Source organism: Pseudomonas sp. SG20052 (assembly GCF_031766055.1).
GTDB lineage: Bacteria > Pseudomonadota > Gammaproteobacteria > Pseudomonadales > Pseudomonadaceae > Aquipseudomonas > Aquipseudomonas mandelii.
Window position 1 is genome coordinate 616934 of record NZ_CP134498.1, and the last position, 21444, is coordinate 638377.

17 protein-coding genes and 1 riboswitch are annotated in these 21444 nt (G+C 60.7%); of the genes, 12 read left to right on the plus strand and 5 right to left on the minus strand.

The genetic code is table 11. The features are described 5' to 3' along the window. Positions 1-7 precede the first annotated feature (7 nt). From RHP74_RS02805 to RHP74_RS02815, 3 genes are all read right to left on the minus strand, one after another. Positions 8-820: an aldo/keto reductase gene (locus tag RHP74_RS02805; protein WP_304873401.1), complete on the minus strand. Its 813-nt coding sequence runs from the start codon at positions 818-820 to the stop codon at positions 8-10. Further along, the gene (locus RHP74_RS02810) at positions 817-1992 is read right to left on the minus strand and encodes an FAD-binding oxidoreductase (protein ID WP_200667552.1); all 1176 of its coding nucleotides are present in this window, start codon (positions 1990-1992) and stop codon (positions 817-819) included. Before RHP74_RS02810 ends, RHP74_RS02805 begins: the two co-directional genes overlap by 4 nt. A 241-nt stretch (positions 1993-2233) precedes the next feature. Then, positions 2234-2566, minus strand: coding sequence for a multidrug efflux SMR transporter (locus RHP74_RS02815; protein ID WP_010464258.1), 333 nt, complete (start codon positions 2564-2566; stop codon positions 2234-2236). A gap of 103 nt (positions 2567-2669) precedes the next feature. Here RHP74_RS02815 and RHP74_RS02820 point away from each other — a divergent pair, with 103 nt between their 5' ends. Next, the gene (locus RHP74_RS02820; protein WP_311097700.1) at positions 2670-3590 is read left to right on the plus strand and encodes a LysR family transcriptional regulator; all 921 of its coding nucleotides are present in this window, start codon (positions 2670-2672) and stop codon (positions 3588-3590) included. Continuing rightward, positions 3583-4863 carry a lipid IV(A) 3-deoxy-D-manno-octulosonic acid transferase gene (gene waaA, locus RHP74_RS02825; protein ID WP_010464254.1) on the plus strand — a complete coding sequence of 427 codons (1281 nt, stop codon included), beginning with the start codon at positions 3583-3585 and terminating at the stop codon, positions 4861-4863. The genes RHP74_RS02820 and waaA overlap by 8 nt, the downstream gene beginning before the upstream one ends. Positions 4864-5010: 147 nt before the next feature. On the opposite strand, the gene RHP74_RS02830 is transcribed toward waaA, so the two are convergent. Further along, positions 5011-6450 (minus strand): TolC family outer membrane protein, encoded by a 1440-nt coding sequence (locus RHP74_RS02830; RefSeq protein WP_172792088.1) that lies wholly within the window; start codon positions 6448-6450, stop codon positions 5011-5013. Between the two features lie 190 nt (positions 6451-6640). Next, positions 6641-6746: riboswitch (TPP riboswitch) on the plus strand. 168 nt (positions 6747-6914) lie between these two features. Here RHP74_RS02830 and thiC point away from each other — a divergent pair. Both thiC and cytX read left to right on the plus strand, forming a co-directional pair. Further along, positions 6915-8804, plus strand: a complete 1890-nt coding sequence (thiC, locus tag RHP74_RS02835; protein WP_010464250.1) for a phosphomethylpyrimidine synthase ThiC — start codon at positions 6915-6917, stop codon at positions 8802-8804. Positions 8805-8904: 100 nt separating this feature from the next. Beyond that, complete coding sequence (cytX, locus tag RHP74_RS02840; protein ID WP_311097704.1) at positions 8905-10197, plus strand: putative hydroxymethylpyrimidine transporter CytX; 1293 nt, start codon at positions 8905-8907, stop codon at positions 10195-10197. Here cytX and RHP74_RS02845 read toward each other — a convergent pair. Continuing rightward, complete coding sequence (locus RHP74_RS02845; protein WP_010464245.1) at positions 10166-10912, minus strand: RsiV family protein; 747 nt, start codon at positions 10910-10912, stop codon at positions 10166-10168. The genes cytX and RHP74_RS02845 overlap by 32 nt on opposite strands. A 215-nt stretch (positions 10913-11127) precedes the next feature. Between RHP74_RS02845 and RHP74_RS02850 the strand changes: the two genes are divergently transcribed. From RHP74_RS02850 to parC, 8 genes are all read left to right on the plus strand, one after another. Beyond that, a complete protein-coding gene (locus tag RHP74_RS02850; protein WP_010464243.1) occupies positions 11128-11745 on the plus strand; it encodes an NUDIX domain-containing protein in 618 nt (205 codons plus the stop codon). After that, positions 11736-12188: a DUF1249 domain-containing protein gene (locus tag RHP74_RS02855; protein WP_008153350.1), complete on the plus strand. Its 453-nt coding sequence runs from the start codon at positions 11736-11738 to the stop codon at positions 12186-12188. Before RHP74_RS02850 ends, RHP74_RS02855 begins: the two co-directional genes overlap by 10 nt. 98 nt (positions 12189-12286) lie before the next feature. Further along, positions 12287-13102, plus strand: a complete 816-nt coding sequence (gene cpdA / locus RHP74_RS02860) for a 3',5'-cyclic-AMP phosphodiesterase (RefSeq protein WP_083375186.1) — start codon at positions 12287-12289, stop codon at positions 13100-13102. A 1828-nt stretch (positions 13103-14930) separates the two neighbouring features. Then, positions 14931-15539, plus strand: coding sequence for a YqiA/YcfP family alpha/beta fold hydrolase (locus RHP74_RS02865; RefSeq protein ID WP_083375184.1), 609 nt, complete (start codon positions 14931-14933; stop codon positions 15537-15539). Between the two features lie 54 nt (positions 15540-15593). Next, positions 15594-17498 (plus strand): DNA topoisomerase IV subunit B, encoded by a 1905-nt coding sequence (gene parE, locus RHP74_RS02870; RefSeq protein ID WP_311097711.1) that lies wholly within the window; start codon positions 15594-15596, stop codon positions 17496-17498. Next, on the plus strand, positions 17498-18487 hold the full coding sequence (locus tag RHP74_RS02875; RefSeq protein WP_311097713.1) for an esterase-like activity of phytase family protein: 990 nt from the start codon (positions 17498-17500) through the stop codon (positions 18485-18487). Before parE ends, RHP74_RS02875 begins: the two co-directional genes overlap by 1 nt. Next, positions 18484-19008, plus strand: coding sequence for a TIGR02281 family clan AA aspartic protease (locus RHP74_RS02880; protein ID WP_311097715.1), 525 nt, complete (start codon positions 18484-18486; stop codon positions 19006-19008). Before RHP74_RS02875 ends, RHP74_RS02880 begins: the two co-directional genes overlap by 4 nt. 7 nt (positions 19009-19015) lie before the next feature. Further along, positions 19016-21283 (plus strand): DNA topoisomerase IV subunit A, encoded by a 2268-nt coding sequence (gene parC / locus RHP74_RS02885; RefSeq protein ID WP_010464231.1) that lies wholly within the window; start codon positions 19016-19018, stop codon positions 21281-21283. Positions 21284-21444: the final 161 nt, after the last annotated feature.

Below are 21444 nucleotides of genomic sequence, written 5' to 3' on the forward strand. Positions count from 1 at the left end.
GGCGGCATCAGTTTCTACGTAGGACCTGGGCAACGGTCGCGACGTTGTGGGCGAGGTGCAGCGGATTGATGGTCCCGACAATAGCACTGGCAACACCCGGATGTTCAAACAACAACTCGAAGCTGGCGCGCACCGGGTCCACGCCCGGACTCAGGCAGACGTGACCGCTGGCGAGGGCTTTTTTGACCAGAATGGCTTTGCCGTGAGCAGCAGCATAGTCAATGACCGGCTTCTCGCTCTGTTCGTTCAGATTGTAGGTGACCATGGCGCAATCACCCTGTTCCAGAGCCTTCAAACCCCCTTCGACGGTTTTGCCGGAAAAACCGAAGCCGCGAATCTTGCCTTCGGCCTTGAGCGCGGCGAGGGTCGCGTAGACTTCGCTGTCGTTGAGAATTGCCAGGTCGTTGCCGTCGGAGTGCACCAGCACCAGATCGATAACATCTGTTTCCAGGCGTTGCAGGCTGCGCTCCACTGAACGTCGAGTATGGGCGGCGCTGAAGTCGTGACTCGACTGGCCGTCGGCAAATTCTTCGCCGACCTTGCTGACGATCACCCAGTCCTCACGCTGACCACGCAACAGCGGGCCGAGGCGCTCTTCACTGCGGCCATAAGCCGGGGCGGTGTCTATCAGGTTAATGCCCATATCGCGCGCGAGTTTGAGCAGCATGCGCGCTTCGTCATCGCCGGGAATCTGGAAACCGTTGGGGTATTTTACGCCTTGGTCGCGGCCCAGTTTTACCGTGCCCAGGCCCAGGGGCGAAACCATCAGGCCAGTGCTGCCGAGGGGGCGATGCAGGTCGTGCAGGGTCTTAATGCTCATGGCAGCAGTTGCTCCCAGGCTGGAACGCAAATCGGTGGTTTTGGCAAGTCGGGCAGCGGCGCTGGATGGCTTGGCTGGATGCCGTCACGCTGTAAAGACGCGATGACCCGGTCGGCGAAGTCCGGCGCCAGTGCCAGTTTGGTCGGCCAACCGACCAGCAGCCGGCCTTCTTCGGCAAGGAAGGCATTGTCCGGGCGCGTCAGTCCCGATTGCAGCGGTTCGGCGCGATCCACACGCAAGGTGGCCCATTGCGCGGTGCTCAGGTCGATCCATGGCAGCAACTGGCCAAGTTCTTTCTGCGCGGTGGCGATTTGCTCGGCGGGTTCACGGGCAACCCCTTCGGCTTCAGCGATATCGCCGCCCATGTACCAGACCCATTGGCCATCGGCGGCAGGATGGGTGGTCACGGTCAGGCGCGGTTTGGTGCCGCCGCCCAGGCAGTGGGCATACAGCGGTTTGAGGCTCGGGCCTTTGGCGATGATCATGTGCAACGGCCGGCGCTGCATGGCGGGCTGGCTCAGCCCCAGGGCGTCGAGCAACGCCGCTGTGCCGGCTCCGGCGCTGAGCACGATGCGCTGGGCGCGGATCTCACGTCCGTCGACCTTCAGGCCCACCAGAACCCCCGCCTCCAGCAACGGTTCGATCTTCTGACCGGCGAGCAGGCCATCACCGGCCAGGTCGGCCAGGCGCTGGATCAGGCTCGGCACGTCGATGACCAGTTCCGCCAATCGGTAAACCTTGCCCTTGAAGCGCTTGTCTTGCAGGGCCGGCGGCAGTTGGTCGCCCTTGACCTGATCGACACGGCCACGCACGGCTTTGCTGGCGAAGAAACTGGTGAGGTTGCCAGCGAGGGTGCCAGGGGACCAGAGGTAATGGGCTTCGGACAGCAAGCGCACGCCGGTCAGATCCAGCTCGCCGTCGCCGGCAAGGGCTTCACGCCAGCGGCGTGGCATGTCGGCGATGGCTTCCGAGGCTCCGGTCAGGGCGCCATGCAGCGCGTACTTGGCGCCGCCGTGGATGATGCCCTGGGACTTCACACTCTGCCCGCCGCCAAGGCTGGCGCTTTCCACCAGCACGGTCGAAAAACCCTGGCGGCGCAGACGCGCATTCAGCCAGAGGCCGGCGACACCAGCGCCGACAATCAGAACGTCGGTGGAAATAACGGATGGCATGCAGCGACCTCAGTGTTCAAGACGAGGGCGCAGTATACAGACTCGAAGATTGGAGGTTTTATTGCTGATCAACAGAGGCTATACGCAGGACCTGTGGTGAGGGAGCTTGCTCCCGTTGGGTCGCGAAGCGGCCCCAAAATCTAACGATGCGGTTATTCAGATAAACCGCATCAGGCTATTTACGACTGCTTCGCAGCCGAGCGGGAGCAAGCTCCCTCGCCACAGGGGATCGGGATGACAGTCAGTGGCCAGCGGTTTTGGAGAAGAGCTGGATGACGACGACGCCCAATACGATCAACGCCATCCCCAGCATCGCCGGTACATCCAGTTTCTGCCCGTAGATAAACAGCGCCGCGATGCTGACCATCACGATGCCCAAACCGGCCCACACCGCATAAGCGACGCCCACCGGAACGCTGCGCACCACCAAGGTCAGCATCCAGAAGGCAATGCCGTAACCGACAATCACCAGAATCAGCGGCAGCGGGGTGCTGAAGCCTTTGACGGCTTTCATTGAAACAGTCGCGATCACTTCGGCGCAGATGGCAATGGCCAGGTAGTAGTAAGCGGTCATAGGTGCATCCTCGTGTGAAGTGTTGCTGTCTGAGTTCGGCATTCTAGAGATTCTCCAGATGCGGTAAAGTCATTACCTATCTGTTCTGAAGATGGGTTGACTCATGAGCATGCAATGGAATCTGGAGCAGCTGCGCCTGTTTGTCAGCGTAGCGGAGCAGCGTTCGTTTTCTGCCGTAGCACGGGATCAGCGCAAGGCGCAGTCGGCGGTCAGCAGTTCGATTGCGCTGCTGGAGGAAGACCTCGGCGTCAGCCTGTTCGACCGCAGCAGCGGCCGTCAGCCGAAACTCACCGAGGCCGGCAATGCCTTGCTGGAGGAGGCGCGGGAAGTATTGCGTCAGTGCGAGCGCCTAAACGGCCGGGCGCTGGCGATGATGCGCGGACAGGAAGCGCGTTTGCGCGTGGCTCAGGATGAGGCGATGCCCTATCAGCCGATCATCGAAAGCTTTGCAGCCCTGGCCGACAAATTTCCCAGCCTTGAAGTGCAGCTGACCAGTGCGGCTCAAGGTGATGTGGCGCGCAAACTGGTCGAGCGTCGGGCCGATCTGGGACTGTTGTTTTATCACGACCAGATCCCCGAAGCGCTTGAGCGTCGGGTGCTCGGCAGCGTCGAAATGCTCACCGTATGCGGCGTGCATCATCCCCTGGCGAAACAGGCGCACGTTGATTGTCAGCAACTGGCGCAGCACCGTCAGTTGCTGATGTCCACGCAGTCCAGCGTCTATCCCGGCAGTGAGCCGGCCAGTCCGCAGGTCTGGCGGGCCGACAGCTTCTACGTGATGGCCGAATGGCTGGTGCGCGGCCTCGGCTGGGCCTGGCTGCCACGGCACGTGGTGCAGTACCCGGCGTATCAGGACCTGATGGTCGAACTGGACAGCGAATGGACCCCGCCGGCGCTGGTTGTTGAGCTGGTCTGGCGCCGCGATGAACCCCTCGGCCCGGCGGCTCGTTGGCTGGCAGAACGTTTTGCCGTGCATTTGCGGGCGATCGGCGAAAAAACCGATAAACTCCGCCGCCATGAATAGAACTCTCTACACCGCGCTGTTTTACTTGGGGCTGCCATTGGTAGCGATTCGGCTGTGGCTGCGTTCGCGCAAGGCGCCGGCGTATGCCAAACGCATTGGCGAACGCTTCTCCCTCGGCCTGCCGACGATGAAGCCGGGCGGCATCTGGGTGCACGCGGTGTCCGTGGGCGAGAGCATTGCCGCAGCGCCGATGATTCGCGCCCTGCTGCAACGTTATCCACAGCTGCCGATTACCGTGACCTGCATGACCCCGACCGGTTCGGAGCGCATCCATGCCCTGTTTGCCAACGAGCCGCGCATCCAGCACTGCTATTTGCCTTACGACTTGCCGTGCGCGGCAGCACGGTTTCTCGATCGGGTCCAGCCGAAACTGGCGGTAATCATGGAGACCGAACTCTGGCCGAACCACATCCATCAGTGCGCCAAGCGCGGGATTGCGGTGGCGTTGGCCAATGCGCGATTGTCCGAACGTTCGGCCAAGGGTTATGGCCGCTTCCGGAAACTCACCCAGCCGATGCTCGCCGAGATGAGCCTGTTCGCGGTGCAGACCGAAGCCGAAGCTCAGCGCTTCCTTAACCTGGGTGCGCGTGCGGACACTGTCGAAGTGACCGGCTCGATCAAGTTTGACCTGACCATCGATCCGCAATTGCTTCTGCGCGCCACCGAATTGCGCGCGCAATGGCAGGCGCAGGAACGCCCGGTGTGGATCGCCGCGAGTACTCACGAAGGTGAAGACGAAGTGGTGCTGGCGGCCCATCGTCAGTTGCTGGCCAATCATCCCGATGCGTTGCTGATTCTGGTGCCGCGTCATCCAGAGCGTTTCAACTCAGTGTTCGCCTTGTGCCAGCAGCAGGGATTCGCCACGGTGCGTCGTTCCTCCGGCGAGCCGGTCACGGCTAATACGTCGGTGTTGCTGGGCGACACCATGGGTGAGTTGCTGTTTCTTTATGCCTTGGCGGACAGCGCGTTTGTCGGCGGCAGCCTGGTGCCGAACGGCGGGCATAACCTGCTGGAACCGGCGGCGCTGGCCAAACCGGTGCTGTGCGGCCCGCACCTGTTCAACTTCCTCGAAATCGCCGCACAATTGCGCAGCGCCGGGGCGTTGCAGGAAGTGGAGGATGCCGAAGGCCTGGCGCTGGCGGTGCAGCGGCTGTTCGAATTGCCGCGCGATGCGCAGCGAATGGCGGAGGCTGGGTTGAAAGTGATGCGCACCAATCAAGGCGCGTTGCAGCGGCTACTGGATGGGTTGGGGCGGTTGATCGACTTGACTTGATACCTGTGGCGAGGGAGCTTGCTCCCGTTCGGCTGCGAAGCAGTCGTCAGTCCGGCTTTCTCGGTGTGTCAGGAAACTGCGAGTTGCAGGAGTTGGGGCCGCTTCGCAGCCCAGCGGGAGCAAGCTCCCTCGCCACAGAACCGGTTTTTACTGCGTTGGATTTGCCTTCAACTGCGCCGCCGCAGCCTTCGCCAGATCCGGTGGCAGGAAGTCCTTGTCCGGGTTGTAGTCGGCCTTGAGATAACGCGCCAGGTCCTGCAAATCCCCCGGGTTCAACGTGCCGGCAGCCTGCTTCAAACGCAGGTTGTCGAGGATGTAGTCGTAGCGGGTGTTGTTGTAGTTGCGCACCGAGGTGTACAGCTGACGCTGGGCATCCAGCACGTCAACGATATTTCGCGTGCCGACCTGATAACCGATTTCAGTCGCTTCCACCGCACTCTGGTTGGAGATGATCGACTGTTTGCGTGCCTGCACCTGCTCGACGTCGGTGTTCACCGCCCGGTGCAGGTTGCGGGTGCTTTCCACGATTTGCCGGCGCAGGGATTCACGTTGCTGCTCGGACTGGTCCAGTTGCGCATACGATTGGCGCACCTGGGAGTTGATCAGGCCGCCACTGTAGATCGGGATGTTCACTTGCAGGCCCACCGTCGTTTGTTCGACGTTGCCGCCATACGGCTGGCCAAAGGCGTTCGGGTTGCCGAAGCCCAAGGCGTCGTTATCACCTTTTTCGTACTTCGCCACGGCATCGAGGGTCGGTGCATGACCCGCCTTGCGCTGCTTGAGTGTTTCTTCGGCAGCACTGACGGCGTAATTGCTGGCCAGCAAATTAAGGTTCTGCTTCGCCGCGGTATCGACCCAGGCCTTGGCATCATTCGGTGATGGCGGCAGGATCGGCAGTGTGTGGACAATGCCCTGGATCGAGTTGTATTGGCGGTTGGTCAGGGTGATCAACGCTTCGAACGCATCATCCACCTGGCGCTGGGCGAGGATCCGGTTGGCCCGTGCCGTGTCGTAGCTGGCTTGCGACTGCAGCACGTCGGTCTTGTCCGACAGGCCGACATCGAAGCGCTCGTTGGACTGGTCGAGCTGGCGTTTGAACGCCGCTTCCTCGGCCTTGGTCGAGGCCAGGTTGTCCTGGGTGCGCAGCACGTTGAAGTAGCTTTCGGCTGTCTGCAGGATCAGGTTCTGTTCAGTTGCCGAGAGTTGCAACGCGGCCTGTTCGTTGACGTCCTTGGCGGCCTGGAACTGGAACCAGCGATCGGCACGGAACAGCGGTTGTGCCAACGTCGCTTGATAGGAATGAGCGTTACGGTTGGCGGTGGCCGAAGGCTGATCGATCGTGGTGCGCACGTTGGCGAGCTCGGCGCCGCCCGAGAGATTGGGCAGCAGACCGGCGCGGGCCTGGGGCACCACTTCTTTCTGGGCACCGTATTGGGCACGGGCGGCAGCCAGGTCGGCGTTGTTGTCCACCGCTTCCTGGTAGACGCTGACCAGATCGGTTTTGGTCGATAAGGGCGCTTCTGCTGCCCAGGCCATTCCATTGGACGCACAAGACACGGCAAGGGCCAGTGATAGGTTGCGCAGCATGAGGCCATCCCTAAAATTACGCTGATAATTTGAGCGCCAAGGCTACGGCGCGGCCCATACAGCGTCAAGGCGCAGCATGGCTTGGCGAGTGTAATTGTCGCCAAGCACGGCAACAATCCGGTAATTGCGCCATTCATCATGGTGTTTACCGCGGTGTTGGCGTTCTTTGCCAGTTGTGTCTAGACTGGCCGGGTTCTTGTCGGGGTGCCTTGCTATGAGGCTGAGATCGAATAATTTCGGATCCCGTTGAACCTGATCAGGTTAGCGCCTGCGTAGGGAACAAGATTTCTCGTCACCCGGCGAGTCCTCTTGTGCTTCGTCCGGGATGTTGTTCGACAATCGAACACCCCTCGAGCACTGAGCACAGCACCAACGGCTTCGTTATGGCTGATTGGTCGCGTCCATTCGTTACAGGTTCGCTCCGACAAAATTCCACTGCCTGGATGCTGTCTGGAGAGCCCGTGATGACGATAAAACTAAAAAACACTACGAACCTGAGTGACTCGGCCCAAGTCGATCAACAATCGGTTCAGCCGTTTACCCGCTCGCAAAAAATCTATGTCCAGGGTTCCCGCCCGGACATCCTCGTGCCGATGCGCGAAATCAGCCTCGACGTGACCCCGACCGACTTCGGCGGCGAGATCAACGCGCCTGTCGTTGTGTACGACACCTCGGGCCCGTACACCGACCCCAACGTCATCATCGACGTGCGCAAGGGCCTGGCTGATGTGCGCTCGCCTTGGATTGAATCCCGTGGCGACACCGAGCGCCTGCCCGGCCTGAGCTCGAACTTCGGCCAGGAACGCCTCGCCGACGCCGAACTGACCAAGCTGCGTTTCGCCCACGTCAACAACCCGCGCCGCGCCAAGGCAGGGGCCAACGTCAGCCAGATGCACTACGCCCGCAAAGGCATCATTACCGCCGAGATGGAATACGTCGCCATCCGCGAAAACATGAAGCTCGAAGTGGCTCGCGCCGCCGGGCTGCTGGACCAGCAACACGCCGGTCACAGCTTCGGTGCCAGCGTGCCGAAAATCATCACCCCTGAATTTGTCCGTGACGAGATCGCCCGCGGTCGCGCGATCATTCCGGCCAACATCAACCACACCGAACTGGAACCGATGATCATCGGCCGTAACTTCCTGGTGAAGATCAACGGCAACATCGGCAACAGCGCCTTGGGTTCGTCCATCGAAGAAGAAGTGGCGAAACTGACCTGGGGCATTCGCTGGGGTTCGGACACGGTCATGGACCTGTCCACCGGCAAGCACATTCACGAAACCCGCGAGTGGATCATCCGCAACTCGCCGGTGCCTATCGGTACCGTGCCGATCTATCAAGCGTTGGAAAAAGTCGGCGGCGCCGCCGAAGACCTGACCTGGGAGCTGTTCCGCGACACGCTGATCGAACAGGCCGAGCAGGGCGTCGACTACTTCACCATCCACGCCGGCGTGTTGCTGCGCTACGTGCCGCTCACCGCCAAACGCGTCACCGGGATCGTTTCCCGTGGCGGCTCGATCATGGCCAAGTGGTGCCTGGCCCACCACAAAGAGAACTTCCTCTACACCCATTTCGAAGACATCTGCGAAATCATGAAGGCCTACGACGTCAGCTTCTCGCTGGGTGATGGCCTGCGTCCGGGCTCGATTGCCGACGCCAACGACGCCGCGCAATTCGGTGAGCTGGAAACCCTCGGCGAGCTGACCAAGATCGCCTGGAAGCACGATGTGCAATGCATGATCGAAGGCCCTGGCCACGTGCCGATGCAGTTGATCAAGGAAAACATGGACAAGCAGCTTGAGTGCTGTGACGAGGCGCCGTTCTACACCCTTGGTCCGCTGACCACTGACATCGCACCGGGATACGACCACATCACCTCGGGTATCGGTGCGGCGATGATCGGCTGGTTCGGTTGCGCCATGCTTTGCTACGTGACGCCGAAGGAGCACTTGGGCCTGCCGAACAAGGATGACGTGAAGACCGGGATCATCACCTACAAGATCGCCGCGCATGCCGCCGATCTGGCCAAAGGGCATCCGGGCGCACAGATCCGCGACAATGCCTTGAGCAAGGCGCGATTCGAATTCCGTTGGGAAGACCAGTTCAACCTGGGCCTTGATCCCGACACCGCTCGTTCGTATCACGATGAGACCTTGCCGAAGGATTCGGCCAAGGTCGCGCATTTCTGCTCCATGTGCGGGCCGAAATTCTGTTCGATGAAGATCACCCAGGAAGTCCGCGAATACGCGGCTAACCAACGGATCGAAACCGTCGACGCCGAAGTCGCCCAGGGATTGGCGGACCAGGCTGAGCGGTTCAAGCAGGAAGGCAGTCAGCTGTACAAGAAAATCTAGCCACGAGCGACAAGCGACAAGCTGCAAGAAGAAGCGGTTTGCTTCTAACTTGTAGCTTGCAGCTTGAAACTTGTCTCTGCTCTTATTTGAGATAACACCCTTGAGCATTCAACCCGGCACTTATTCCCCCGACATCGCGGTGCCCATGGACAAACGTGTCTTTGGCGGTCGCGATCTGTTTTCCCTGTGGTTCTCCCTCGGCATCGGCCTGATGGTGCTGCAGACCGGCGCCTTGCTCGCGCCAGGCCTGGGCCTGTCCGGCTCGTTGCTGGCGATCTTCCTCGGCACCCTGGTCGGCGTTCTGCTGCTGGCCGCTGTCGGCGTGATCGGCAGCGACACCGGCCTGTCGTCGATGGCCGCGCTCAAGCTCAGCCTCGGCAAACGTGGCGCGAGCCTGCCTGCCGTGCTGAACCTGCTGCAACTGATCGGTTGGGGTTCGTTCGAAATCATCGTGATGCGCGACGCCGCCAGCTTGCTGGGTGCGCGGGCGTTCAGCGAAGGCAGCCTGCTGTCGAATCCACTGCTCTGGACCGTATTTTTTGGTGGTTTGGCGACCTTGCTGGCCGTCAGCGGTCCGTTGACGTTCGTGCGACAAATCCTGCGCAAGTGGGGTATCTGGCTGCTGCTGGCCGCGTGCATCTGGCTGACGTGGAACCTGTTTGCCAAGGCCGATCTGACCGCGTTGTGGGCACAGGCCGGTGACGGTTCGATGCCCTTCGCCGTGGGCTTCGACATTGCCATTGCGATGCCGCTGTCGTGGCTGCCGCTGATTGCCGACTACTCACGCTTCGGCAAGCGTGCGAAAAATGTGTTCGGCGGTACAGCGATTGGCTTCTTTATCGGCAACTTCTGGCTGATGAGCCTCGGCGTGGCCTACACCCTGGCGTTCGCGCCGAGCGGTGAAGTGAATGCCTTGTTGCTGGCGCTGGCGGGTGCAGGCCTGGGCATTCCGCTGTTGCTGATCCTGTTGGACGAGTCGGAAAACGCCTTCGCCGACATTCACTCGGCGGCTGTCTCCAGCGGGATTCTGTTGCGCTTGAAAGTCGAGCATCTGGCGTTGGCCATCGGCGTGATTTGCACACTGATCGCGTGCCTGGCGCCACTGGCGCAGTACCAGAACTTCCTGCTGTTGATCGGTTCGGTGTTTGCGCCGCTGTTCGGCGTGGTGCTGGTGGATCACTTCATTCTGCGCAAACGCAGTGCTCAGGTGGCGTCAGCCGCGTTGCGCTGGCCGGCGCTGCTCGCCTGGTTGGGCGGGGTGAGCACTTATCATTTGTTGGCCAATCTGTATCCGGACATCGGCGCAACCCTGCCGTCGTTGATTCTGGCAGGGTTGCTCCAGCTAGTGCTGGGCCGTGCCTTCAGTTACGGCCGGGAAACAGCTCGGGCTTGAGAATGCCGTTCAGGCGCGGGTAGGGGATCTTCAGTTCGACGTGGCCCAGCGCGTAAGGCGCGATGGTGCTCACTTCGTACTTGAGGATCACCCCGCCGTAGGTCAGCGCCACATTCTGGGTTTTCTGGAACGGCCACTGCTTCACGAACTCCGGTTCCTGATCGAGCTTGGTGCTGATCAGCCAGCTGTTGTGCGCCACTTGCGCGGCTTTCCAGAACGCCTCTTCCTGACCCGGCACCAACATGTCGGACAAGGTCAGCACTTTATGCTGCTGGCGCGAATAGTTGATGAAGCCGCGGCCTGGTGTGCCATGTGCGCCGCCGGTGTCCAGGTAGCTGGAAAACTCGACGATCACCAAGCCGTCATGCTGCTCACGTACCTTGGCTTGCAGGTAGCTGCTGTTACGCGGGCCAGCGGTGCGCAAAAACTCATCGCGATAGGCCGCCAGCGTCGGTGCCGCAGGGGCTTCGGGCGAGGTGCGGGTCATTTGCAACAGGCGCTTTTCGACAATACCGTCAAGCTGAGGCTCGGCCGGGAAGCGCAGCGTATCGATGTTCACCAGCGGGCAGTCAGGCGTCGTGCAACCCGGTTTCAGTGTTTCGGTGGCGTCGCGGGTAGTTTCCAGCGGAGCTCGGTAGTTGGGTTGGAACAAACTCTGGCAGGCACCCAGGGTCAGGGCAATTGCGGCCACGGAGGCGATTTTAAAAAGCGACATGGGCGTCCTTCGTAAAACAGGGAAAGGCAAAAAGTTATCCGCTTCGACTCTCAACGAAGCAGTCAGTTCGCCACTAAGCTAATTAGAGTTGGTTTCGCCCTCACCGTCTATCTCGCTGACGGGAAAGGGGCTGCATCAAACGGCGCGGGCGCGTTAGGATGGCGCGAAGTCGAGGTTGGAGCCTCTTCATGGATTTGCAGTAAACGAGGATTGTCATGACTGATTTTGCCAACGCCATTCCGACCGCCGTTGATATCGTTCGGCGCGAAAAGTGCTACGAGGGCTTCTACAAGCTCGATCGTGTGCACTTGCGCCATGAGTTGTTTGCCGGTGGCATGAGTCGCGAGATCAATCGTGAAGTGTTTGTTCGCCATGATGCGGTGTGCGTGTTGCCATACGATCCGCAGCGCGATGAAGTGGTGCTGATCGAGCAGTTTCGCGTGGGCGCCATGGGCAAGACCGACAACCCGTGGCTGATCGAGCTGGTCGCCGGTCTGATCGACAAGGATGAAGTGCCGGAAGAAGTTGCTCACCGCGAGGCGCAGGAGGAAGCTGGGCTTGTGTTCGGGGCGCTCTGGCCGATGACCAAATACTTTCCATCGCCGGGCGGCAGCAACGAATTTGTGCACTTGTACCTGGGGCGTTGCGACAGCACCGGAGTCGGCGGCCTGCATGGGCTGGAGGAAGAAGCAGAGGATATCCGCGTTACGGTCTGGGCGTTCGAAGATGCCTTGCAGGCCGTCCGCGACGGACGTATTGCCAACGCGCCAAGCATCATTGCCTTGCAATGGTTGGCCTTGAACCGCGCTGAAGTGAGGGGGCTATGGTCGTAAACAAGCTGCGCGATCGTTACAGGGTGGACCTCGTGGGGCTGCAAGCCTCCTGCGAGGCCAACTACGCGCGCCTCATGCGACTGCTGCCGGACATGCGCAACGAACCCGAGGCGCGGCGCATTGCCGTGACTCACGGCGACCAGATGCTCGGCGTACTGGCTCTCGAAGTGCTGCAGGTCTGTCCGTACACCACGACCCTGCAAGTGCGCCAGGAACACAGCCTGCCGTGGCTGCCGGTGCCGCAACTGGAAGTGCAGGTCTACCACGATGCGTGCATGGCCGAAGTGGTCAGCGCCGAACATGCACGACGCTTTCGCGGCATCTATCCTTACCCGAATGCCTCAATGCATCAGCCGGATGAAAAGGCCCAGTTGAATATGTTCCTGGGTGAATGGCTGAGCCATTGTCTGGCGTGTGGGCATGAGTACGCCGTTGTGCGCTGAGTGTGAACTGCGTCAGATTCACAGGTTTCCTCTTTTGATCGTCCCCCAGCATAATTGCGGCACTCATCCAATCCCGTGATTCAGCCTGGGAGAACGCCTTGCCGAGCGTATCCACATTGACCACCGCCGATTCGGCGTTGCTGGTGCAACTGTCCGACAGTCATCTGTTTGCCGAAGCGGACGGGAAGTTGCTGGGCATGAATACCCGGGACAGCCTGCAAAAGGTCATTGAGCTGGTGCGCCTGCAGCAGCCGCAGATTGACCTGATCGTTGCCAGCGGTGATCTGTCTCAGGACGGGACGCTGGAGTCTTATCAGCTGTTTCGCGACCTGACCCGGCAGCTCGATGCACCGGCGCGCTGGATTCCTGGCAATCATGATGAGCCGCGGATCATGGCCGAGGCGGCGGTGCAAAGCGCATTGCTGGAGCCGGTGGTGGATGTCGGTAACTGGCGGGTGACTTTGCTGGATTCGGCGGTGCCGGGGTCGGTGCCGGGCTATTTGCAGGATGAGCAGTTGCAGTTGCTGGCGCGTTCGTTGAGTGAGGCGCCGGAGCGGCATCATCTGGTCTGCTTTCACCATCATCCGGTGTTGATCGGCTGTTTGTGGATGGAGCCTATCGGCTTGCGTAATCCTGAGGCCTTGTTTGCGGTGCTGGATCGCTTTCCGCAGGTGCGTGCTGTTTTGTGGGGGCATGTGCATCAGGAGGTTGATCAGGTGCGCAAAGGGGTGCGGTTGATTGCTTCGCCTTCGACTTGCATTCAGTTTGAGCCTGGGAGTGATGATTTCAAGGTTGGGGAGCAGGCACCGGGGTATCGCTGGTTGCGGTTGTTGCCGGATGGGCAGATTGAAACGGGTGTTGAGCGGGTCACCGGGTTTGATTTTCAGGTTGATTTCGGGTCGAACGGGTACTGACTTTTCATCTTGGACTTGGCGGCCTGATAGCCGGCCAGGTTCTTGTTTACCGGGTACATATCCGTTTCTGCGGTAACGGCGGCTGGCGGTTTTGCCCTTACGGCGAGTCCCTTTTGTCAAACGCCACAAAAGGAACCAAAAAGTCTCGCCCCAAGCGTCCGGCCCCTCGCTAAGGCTCGGCGTACCTTCGCTCCGGTATCCATCCGGGGACACTGCCCTCCGGTCTGCTTCGCGACGACCTACATGCAGCGTGTTCGACTGCGTCGAACGGCGCTGCGCGCCACTCCCCGGATGAACACCTCCACTCAGCCTCCCGAAAGGGGCGGGTAGATCAAGATCAAGAGCTGCAGGCGAGCTAACGCTCGGCCTGATGAGTGGTGAAGAGCGAAGCGTGTACAGCGAACCCCTTGTAGGAGCGAGGCTTGCCCGCGAAGGCGGCCTGACAGCCGACCAATCTCTTTTGCAAGTAACCACATTCCCCTGTAGGAGCGAGGCTTGCCCGCGAAGGCGGCCTGGCAGCCGACCAATCTTTTTTGCAAGTACCCACATTCCCCCGTAGGAGCGAGGCTTGCCCGCGAAGGCGGCCTGACAGCCGACCAATCTCTTTTACAGGTACCCCCATTCCACTGTAGGAGCGAGGCTTGCCCGCGAAGACGGCCTGACACCCGACCAATCTCTTTTACAGGTACCCCCATTCCACTGTAGGAGCGAGGCTTGCCCGCGAAGACGGCCTGACACCCGACCAATCTCTTTTACAGGTACCCTCATTCCACTGTAGGAGCGAGGCTTGCCCGCGAAGACGGCCTGACACCCGACCAATCTCTTTTACAGGTACCCTCATTCCACTGTAGGAGCGAGGCTTGCCCGCGAAGGCGGCCTGACAGCCGACCAATCTCTTTGCATGTACACCCATTCCACTGTAGGAGCGAGCCTGCTCGCGAAGGCGGCCTGACAGCCGACCAATCTCTTGCAGGTACACCCATTCCACTGTAGGAGCGAGGCTTGCCCGCGAAGGCGGCCTGACAGCCGACCAATCTCTTTGCAGGTACCCACACTCCACTGTAGGAGTGAGCCTGCCCGCGAAGACGGCCTGACACCCGACCAATCTCTTTTACAGGTACCCCCATTCCACTGTAGGAGCGAGGCTTGCCCGCGAAGACGGCCTGACACCCGACCAATCTCTTTTACAGGTACCCTCATTCCACTGTAGGAGCGAGGCTTGCCCGCGAAGACGGCCTGACACCCGACCAATCTCTTTTACAGGTACCCTCATTCCACTGTAGGAGCGAGGCTTGCCCGCGAAGGCGGCCTGACAGCCGACCAATCTCTTTGCAGGTACCCACACTCCACTGTAGGAGTGAGCCTGCCCGCGAAGACGGCCTGACACCCGACCAATCTCTTTTACAGGTACCCCCATTCCACTGTAGGAGCGAGGCTTGCCCGCGAAGACGGCCTGACACCCGACCAATCTCTTTTACAGGTACCCTCATTCCACTGTAGGAGCGAGGCTTGCCCGCGAAGACGGCCTGACACCCGACCAATCTCTTTTACAGGTACCCTCATTCCACTGTAGGAGCGAGGCTTGCCCGCGAAGGCGGCCTGACAGCCAACCAATCTCTTGCAGGTACACCCATTCCACTGTAGGAGTGAGCCTGCTCGCGAAGACGGCCTGACAGCCGACCAATCTCTTGCAGGTACCCACATTCCCCTGTAGGAGCAAGACTGCCCGCAATGGCGTCTACCCAGCCCCCCATGCCCGCCATGCATATCCCGATCCCCCCGACTCCCTGTAAACTCCGCGTTCTTTACCGACGCACAGGGAGCTCAAATGTCCGGTTCGATCCTTTATATCCACGGCTTCAACAGCGCGCCTTCGTCAAAAAAGGCCACGCAGTTGGTGCAAGTGATGGACCGCCTGGGTTTGAGCGATCAGTTGCGCGTTCCTGCCTTGCATCACCACCCGCGCGAAGCCATCGGTCAGCTGAACAAGGCGATTGAAGAGCTTGGGCGGCCACTGCTGGTAGGCAGCTCACTCGGCGGCTACTATGCGACTCACTTGGCCGAGCGCCATGGCCTCAAGGCCCTGTTGATCAACCCTGCCGTCAGTCCGCACCGGATGTTTGACGGGTATCTGGGGACGCAGAAAAACCTGTATACCGATGAGGCCTGGGAATTGACCCACGACCACGTGACGGCCCTGGCCGAGCTGGAAGTGCCGGCGCCCCAGGATCCGCAGAGGTATCAGGTGTGGTTGCAGACCGGCGACGAAACGCTGGACTATCGCCTCGCCCAGCAGTATTACCGCGCCTGTGCCTTGCGCATCCAGGCCGGCGGCGACCATAGTTTCCAGGGTTTTGCCGCGCAACTGCCGGCAATGCTGAGTTTTGCCGGTATCGGCGCAGATTTGTATCAGGCGATCGATTTCACAGCACTGTGAGTCGTCGTCTCTTTTTCACAGAACACTTTTTTGACAGGCGGACGACGAGACCCCATGGCCACTCCCAGCGCTAGCTCTTATAACGCAGACGCCATCGAAGTCCTCTCGGGCCTCGACCCGGTGCGTAAACGCCCCGGCATGTACACCGACACCAGTCGGCCGAACCACCTCGCCCAGGAAGTCATCGACAACAGCGTCGACGAAGCCTTGGCCGGGCACGCAACGTCGGTGCAGGTCATCCTGCACGCCGATCACTCCCTGGAAGTCAGCGATGACGGCCGTGGCATGCCGGTGGACATTCACCCGGAAGAAGGTGTGTCGGGCGTCGAGCTGATCCTCACCAAGCTTCATGCGGGTGGCAAGTTTTCCAACAAGAACTACCAGTTCTCCGGCGGTCTGCACGGGGTGGGTATTTCGGTGGTCAACGCTTTGTCGACCGAAGTCCGGGTGCGCGTGAAGCGCGACGGCCACGAATACCAGATGACTTTCGCCGACGGTTACAAGAAAACCGAGCTGGAAGTGATTGGCACCGTCGGCAAGCGCAACACTGGCACCAGCGTGTTCTTCGCCCCGGACCCGAAGTACTTCGATTCACCGAAATTCTCCATCAGCCGCCTCAAGCACGTGCTCAAGGCCAAGGCCGTTCTGTGCCCGGGGCTACTGGTCAGTTTTGAAGACAAGGCCACCGGCGAGAAAGTCGAATGGCATTACGAAGACGGCCTGCGCTCCTACCTGGTTGACGCCGTCAGCGAATTCGAACGCCTGCCGGACGAGCCGTTCTGCGGCAGCCTGGCCGGTAACAAGGAAGCGGTCGATTGGGCGCTGCTGTGGTTACCGGAAGGTGGCGACAGCGTGCAGGAAAGCTACGTCAACCTGATCCCGACGGCGCAGGGCGGCACTCACGTCAACGGTCTGCGTCAGGGCTTGCTCGATGCGATGCGCGAGTTCTGCGAATTTCGCAGCCTGTTGCCGCGTGGTGTGAAGCTGGCGCCGGAAGACGTCTGGGAACGCATTGCGTTCGTGCTGTCGATGAAAATGCAGGAACCGCAGTTCTCCGGCCAGACCAAGGAACGTCTGTCGTCCCGTGAAGCGGCGGCGTTCGTTTCCGGTGTGGTCAAGGATGCGTTCAGCCTGTGGCTCAACGCTCATCCGGAAACCGGCATGCTGCTGGCGGAACTGGCGATCAACAACGCCGGCCGTCGTCTCAAGGCCAGCAAGAAGGTCGAGCGCAAGCGCATCACCGCCGGGCCGGCATTGCCGGGCAAACTCGCCGACTGCGCCGGGCAAGACCCGATGCGTTCCGAGCTGTTCCTGGTGGAAGGTGATTCCGCCGGCGGTTCGGCCAAACAAGCGCGGGACAAGGAGTTCCAGGCGATCCTGCCGTTGCGCGGCAAGATTCTGAACACCTGGGAAGTCGACGGCAGCGAAGTGCTGGCCAGTCAGGAAGTGCACAACATCGCCGTGGCCATCGGTGTCGATCCGGGCGCGGCGGACATGAGCCAGCTGCGTTACGGCAAGATCTGCATTCTCGCCGACGCCGACTCCGACGGCCTGCACATCGCCACCTTGCTTTGCGCTTTGTTCGTCCAGCATTTCCGCCCGCTGGTGGATGCCGGTCACGTTTACGTCGCGATGCCGCCGCTGTACCGCATCGACCTGGGCAAAGAGATTTACTACGCCCTCGACGAAGCCGAGCGCGATGGCATTCTCGATCGCCTGGTGGCCGAGAAGAAACGCGGCAAGCCGCAGGTCACCCGATTCAAAGGCCTGGGTGAAATGAACCCGCCGCAACTGCGCGAAACCACCATGGACCCGAACACGCGGCGTCTGGTGCAGTTGACGCTGGACGATTTCGAAGCGACCTCGGAAATGATGGATATGCTGCTGGCGAAGAAACGCGCCGGTGACCGCAAATCCTGGCTGGAATCCAAAGGCAACCTCGCCGAGGTTCTTGGCTGATGCGGGCTGGCTTTGCCCTGGCGTGTGCGTTACTTCTGACCTCCGTTTCGGCGCTTTCCGAACCGGCACCGCAGTTGCGCCTGTTGTCCGAGCATCCCGTCGACGGCATGCACGGCGGCAATCTGTCGGGGCTGGCCCAGTGCGGCAAAGACTTGTGGACGGTCTCCGATCGCGACGATGACCAGATCTACCGTCTCGATACCCGCGACACGGTCTGGCAGGCCGAAACCGTGGGCATCGGCGTGCCGACGGTGCCGGACAGCGGTTTGCCCTGGGGGTTGCGTTCGCGGGCCTGGGTCGCGGCGTTTGTACGGGGCGGGGACCTGGATTTTGAAGGCATCACTTGCGACAGCGCGGGTAATCGCTACATCGTCAGCGAGTCCCATGCCGCGATCCTGCAAGTGCCGCCCGTTGGGCGGTCGTCCTGGCTGAAGATCTCGCCGATGCTGGTTCGCGAAGCGCGGGCCAGTGGCATGCTGTTGCAGTTCAATGCGCTGTTCGAGGGGCTGGCGATCAATCCGGCGGGCGATCAATTGTGGCTCGCCGCCGAGCGTCAAAGCCGTGGCTTGTTGCTGATCAAGCGCAAACAGACTGTGTGGGATTGCGACGGTGGCTGCGTGCTGCTGAGCGAGGCGGGAAAAGAAATGCAGCCGGCACAGTTTCCACGGGCCAAAGCCGTGACTCGGGACTTTGCCGATGTATCGCTGTTCAACGGCAAGCTGTTTACCCTTGAACGCAACGCTTACCAGATCTGCCGCCGCGACCCGGAGACGGCCAAGGTCGAGCGCTGCTGGTCATTTGCCGATGAAGCCTTGCAGGAACACCGCCGCTATCAAAATCCGTTTGGTCTGACTGAAGCGTTGATTGTCGACGCCGAGGGTGCCTGGGTCGGCACCGACAACAACAACGATGCCCGCGCCGATGGCGAGGTTCGCCCGGTCGTTTGGCGCTTCGCCGCGCCTGAAGGTGGCTGGAGTGCCAAGCCGTGAGCCAGCAAACGCCGGGAAAGCGTGCCGGTCGGGTGTTCATGGTGCTGGCCTGGTGCGCGGCGCTGTTCCTGGCGACGCGGTTTTTCGGCCAGTGGGAGGATCGGCAGCAAAATCCCAATGTGGTCATCAGCTCGGAGCAGGGCGAAGGTTTTATTGAAGTGAAACTGGCCAGCAACACCCAGGGGCACTTCGTCGCCAGCGGCCAGATCAATGGCCAGCCGGTGGATTTCATGCTGGATACCGGGGCAACCGATGTGGCAATCCCGGCGCAAATGGCCGAACGGCTGAAACTGGAACAAGGCTTCGGGGTGACCCTGAGCACCGCCAACGGTCGTACCGAGGGTTATCGAACCCGCGTCGACCGGCTGCAACTGGGCGACATTGTGCTGCGTGATGTGCGCGCCATCGTCGTGCCAGGCCTGGATGGCAAGCAAGTGCTGCTCGGTATGAGCGCGCTGAACAAACTTGAATTTACCCAGCGCGGTGGCACCATGCTGCTGCGCCAGACAACGAACCGATGAGGCCCGCATGAGCGACTCCCTTGATCTCAGCCTGGACGGTGTAGAACGCCGGTCACTGGCTGACTTCACCGAAAATGCCTACCTCAACTACTCCATGTACGTGATCATGGACCGTGCCTTGCCACATATCGGCGACGGCCTGAAACCGGTACAGCGGCGCATCATCTATGCGATGAGCGAGTTGGGGCTGGACGCCGACTCCAAGCACAAGAAATCGGCGCGTACCGTCGGTGACGTGCTCGGTAAATTCCACCCGCACGGCGATTCGGCCTGCTACGAAGCCATGGTCCTGATGGCCCAGCCGTTCAGCTATCGCTACACGCTGGTCGACGGCCAGGGCAACTGGGGTGCGCCGGATGATCCCAAGTCCTTCGCCGCCATGCGTTACACCGAGGCGCGGCTGTCGCGTTATTCCGAAGTGCTGCTCAGCGAACTGGGCCAGGGCACGGCGGACTGGGGGCCGAACTTCGACGGTACACTCGACGAGCCGCTGGTGTTGCCGGCACGTTTGCCGAACATCCTGCTCAACGGTACCACCGGCATCGCCGTGGGCATGGCCACCGACGTACCGCCGCACAACCTGCGCGAAGTCGCGACAGCCTGCGTGCGCTTGCTCGATGAACCCAAAGCCACGGTCGAGCAGCTCTGCGAGCACATCCAGGGCCCGGATTACCCGACCGAAGCGGAAATCATCACGCCTCGTGCCGATCTGCTGAAAATGTACGAAACCGGCAAGGGGTCGGTGCGCATGCGCGCCGTGTACCACATCGAAGACGGCGACATCATCGTCACCGCGCTGCCGCATCAAGTCTCGGGCGCCAAGGTGCTGGAGCAGATCGCGGCGATGATGCAGGCCAAACCGTCCAAAGCCCCGCAGATCGCTGACCTGCGCGACGAATCCGACCACGAGAACCCGTGCCGGATCGTGATCATTCCGGGCGCGCGGAAGAATTTCGACCACGATGCGCTGATGCAACACCTGTTTGCCAGCACCGAGCTGGAGTCGAGCTACCGGGTCAACATCAATATCATTGGCCTGGACGGCAAACCGCAGCTGAAGAACCTGCGTGCGCTGCTGGTGGAATGGCTGGAATTCCGCGTGCAGACCGTGCGTCGTCGTCTGCAATTCCGCCTCGACAAGGTCGAGCGTCGCCTGCACCTGTTGGACGGTTTGTTGATTGCCTACCTCAACCTGGATGAAGTGATTCACATCATCCGCACCGAGGAACACCCGAAAGCCGCGCTGATCGCACGGTTCGCCTTGAGCGAAATCCAGGCCGACTACATTCTCGACACCCGTTTGCGTCAGTTGGCGCGACTGGAAGAGATGAAACTGCGTGCCGAGCAAGATGAACTGCTCAAGGAACAAGCCAAGCTGCAAGCCCTGCTGAGCAGCGAAGCCAAGCTGAAAAAGCTGGTACGTACCGAGCTGATCAAGGACGCCGAAACCTACGGCGACGACCGTCGTTCGCCCATCGTCGAGCGCACCGAAGCCAAGGCCCTGACCGAGCACGATCTGCTGCCGAACGAGAAAGTGACTGTCGTGCTGTCGGAAAAAGGCTGGGTGCGTTCTGCCAAAGGCCACGAGATCGACGCCACCGGGCTTTCCTACAAGGCCGGGGATGGTTTCAAGGCGTTGGCACCGGGTCGCTCCAACCAGTTTGCAGTGTTTATCGACTCCACCGGTCGCAGTTATTCGGTGGCGGCCCACACGCTGCCATCTGCCCGTGGCCAGGGCGAGCCGTTGACCGGCCGTCTGACGCCGCCGCCAGGGGCGAGTTTCGAATGCGTGCTGATGCCGGAAGACGATTCGCTGTACGTGATCGCCTCCGATGCCGGATACGGCTTCGTGGTCAAGGGTGAAGACCTGCAAGCCAAGAACAAGGCGGGCAAGGCGTTGTTGAGCTTGCCGAACAACTCGAAGGTCATTCTTCCGCGCCCGGTGACCGATCGCGAGAACAATTGGCTGGCCTCGGTGACCACCGAAGGTCGCCTGCTGATCTTCAAGATCAGTGATCTGCCACAATTAGGTAAGGGCAAAGGCAACAAGATCATCGGGATCAACGGTGAGCGTGTGGCCAGTCGCGAAGAATATGTCACGGACATCGCCGTACTGCCGGAGGGCGCCACGTTGGTGCTTCAGGCCGGAAAACGTACGTTGTCCCTGAAAGCGGACGACCTCGAACACTACAAAGGTGAGCGTGGTCGTCGTGGCAACAAACTGCCACGTGGCTTCCAGCGGGTCGATGCGCTGCTCGTCGAAAACCTCAATTAAGCGGCCTAGAGCGCTCGATCTACGATTTAACGCGTAGATCGACGCTTTGCCGCTGGAGTCGGAACGCATATTCACGGATGATATGGCCTTTCAAGCGCCGGCGTGGCCGAGCGTTCTTCATATTTATTGAGTATTTTCACTGTGGTTAGCCTTGTGGCAAC

What these genes read in the sequence shown, in the direction of transcription:
- RHP74_RS02805 (WP_304873401.1), bottom strand. Translation starts at nt 820, where the DNA reads ATGAGCATTAAGACCCTGCACGACCTGCATCGCCCCCTCGGCAGCACT.
- RHP74_RS02810 (WP_200667552.1), bottom strand. Translation starts at nt 1,992, where the DNA reads ATGCCATCCGTTATTTCCACCGACGTTCTGATTGTCGGCGCTGGTGTC.
- RHP74_RS02815 (WP_010464258.1), bottom strand. Translation starts at nt 2,566, where the DNA reads ATGACCGCTTACTACTACCTGGCCATTGCCATCTGCGCCGAAGTGATC.
- RHP74_RS02820 (WP_311097700.1), top strand. Translation starts at nt 2,670, where the DNA reads ATGAGCATGCAATGGAATCTGGAGCAGCTGCGCCTGTTTGTCAGCGTA.
- waaA (WP_010464254.1), top strand. Translation starts at nt 3,583, where the DNA reads ATGAATAGAACTCTCTACACCGCGCTGTTTTACTTGGGGCTGCCATTG.
- RHP74_RS02830 (WP_172792088.1), bottom strand. Translation starts at nt 6,450, where the DNA reads ATGCTGCGCAACCTATCACTGGCCCTTGCCGTGTCTTGTGCGTCCAAT.
- thiC (WP_010464250.1), top strand. Translation starts at nt 6,915, where the DNA reads ATGACGATAAAACTAAAAAACACTACGAACCTGAGTGACTCGGCCCAA.
- RHP74_RS02845 (WP_010464245.1), bottom strand. Translation starts at nt 10,912, where the DNA reads ATGTCGCTTTTTAAAATCGCCTCCGTGGCCGCAATTGCCCTGACCCTG.
- RHP74_RS02850 (WP_010464243.1), top strand. Translation starts at nt 11,128, where the DNA reads ATGACTGATTTTGCCAACGCCATTCCGACCGCCGTTGATATCGTTCGG.
- RHP74_RS02855 (WP_008153350.1), top strand. Translation starts at nt 11,736, where the DNA reads ATGGTCGTAAACAAGCTGCGCGATCGTTACAGGGTGGACCTCGTGGGG.
- RHP74_RS02865 (WP_083375184.1), top strand. Translation starts at nt 14,931, where the DNA reads ATGTCCGGTTCGATCCTTTATATCCACGGCTTCAACAGCGCGCCTTCG.
- parE (WP_311097711.1), top strand. Translation starts at nt 15,594, where the DNA reads ATGGCCACTCCCAGCGCTAGCTCTTATAACGCAGACGCCATCGAAGTC.
- RHP74_RS02875 (WP_311097713.1), top strand. Translation starts at nt 17,498, where the DNA reads ATGCGGGCTGGCTTTGCCCTGGCGTGTGCGTTACTTCTGACCTCCGTT.
- parC (WP_010464231.1), top strand. Translation starts at nt 19,016, where the DNA reads ATGAGCGACTCCCTTGATCTCAGCCTGGACGGTGTAGAACGCCGGTCA.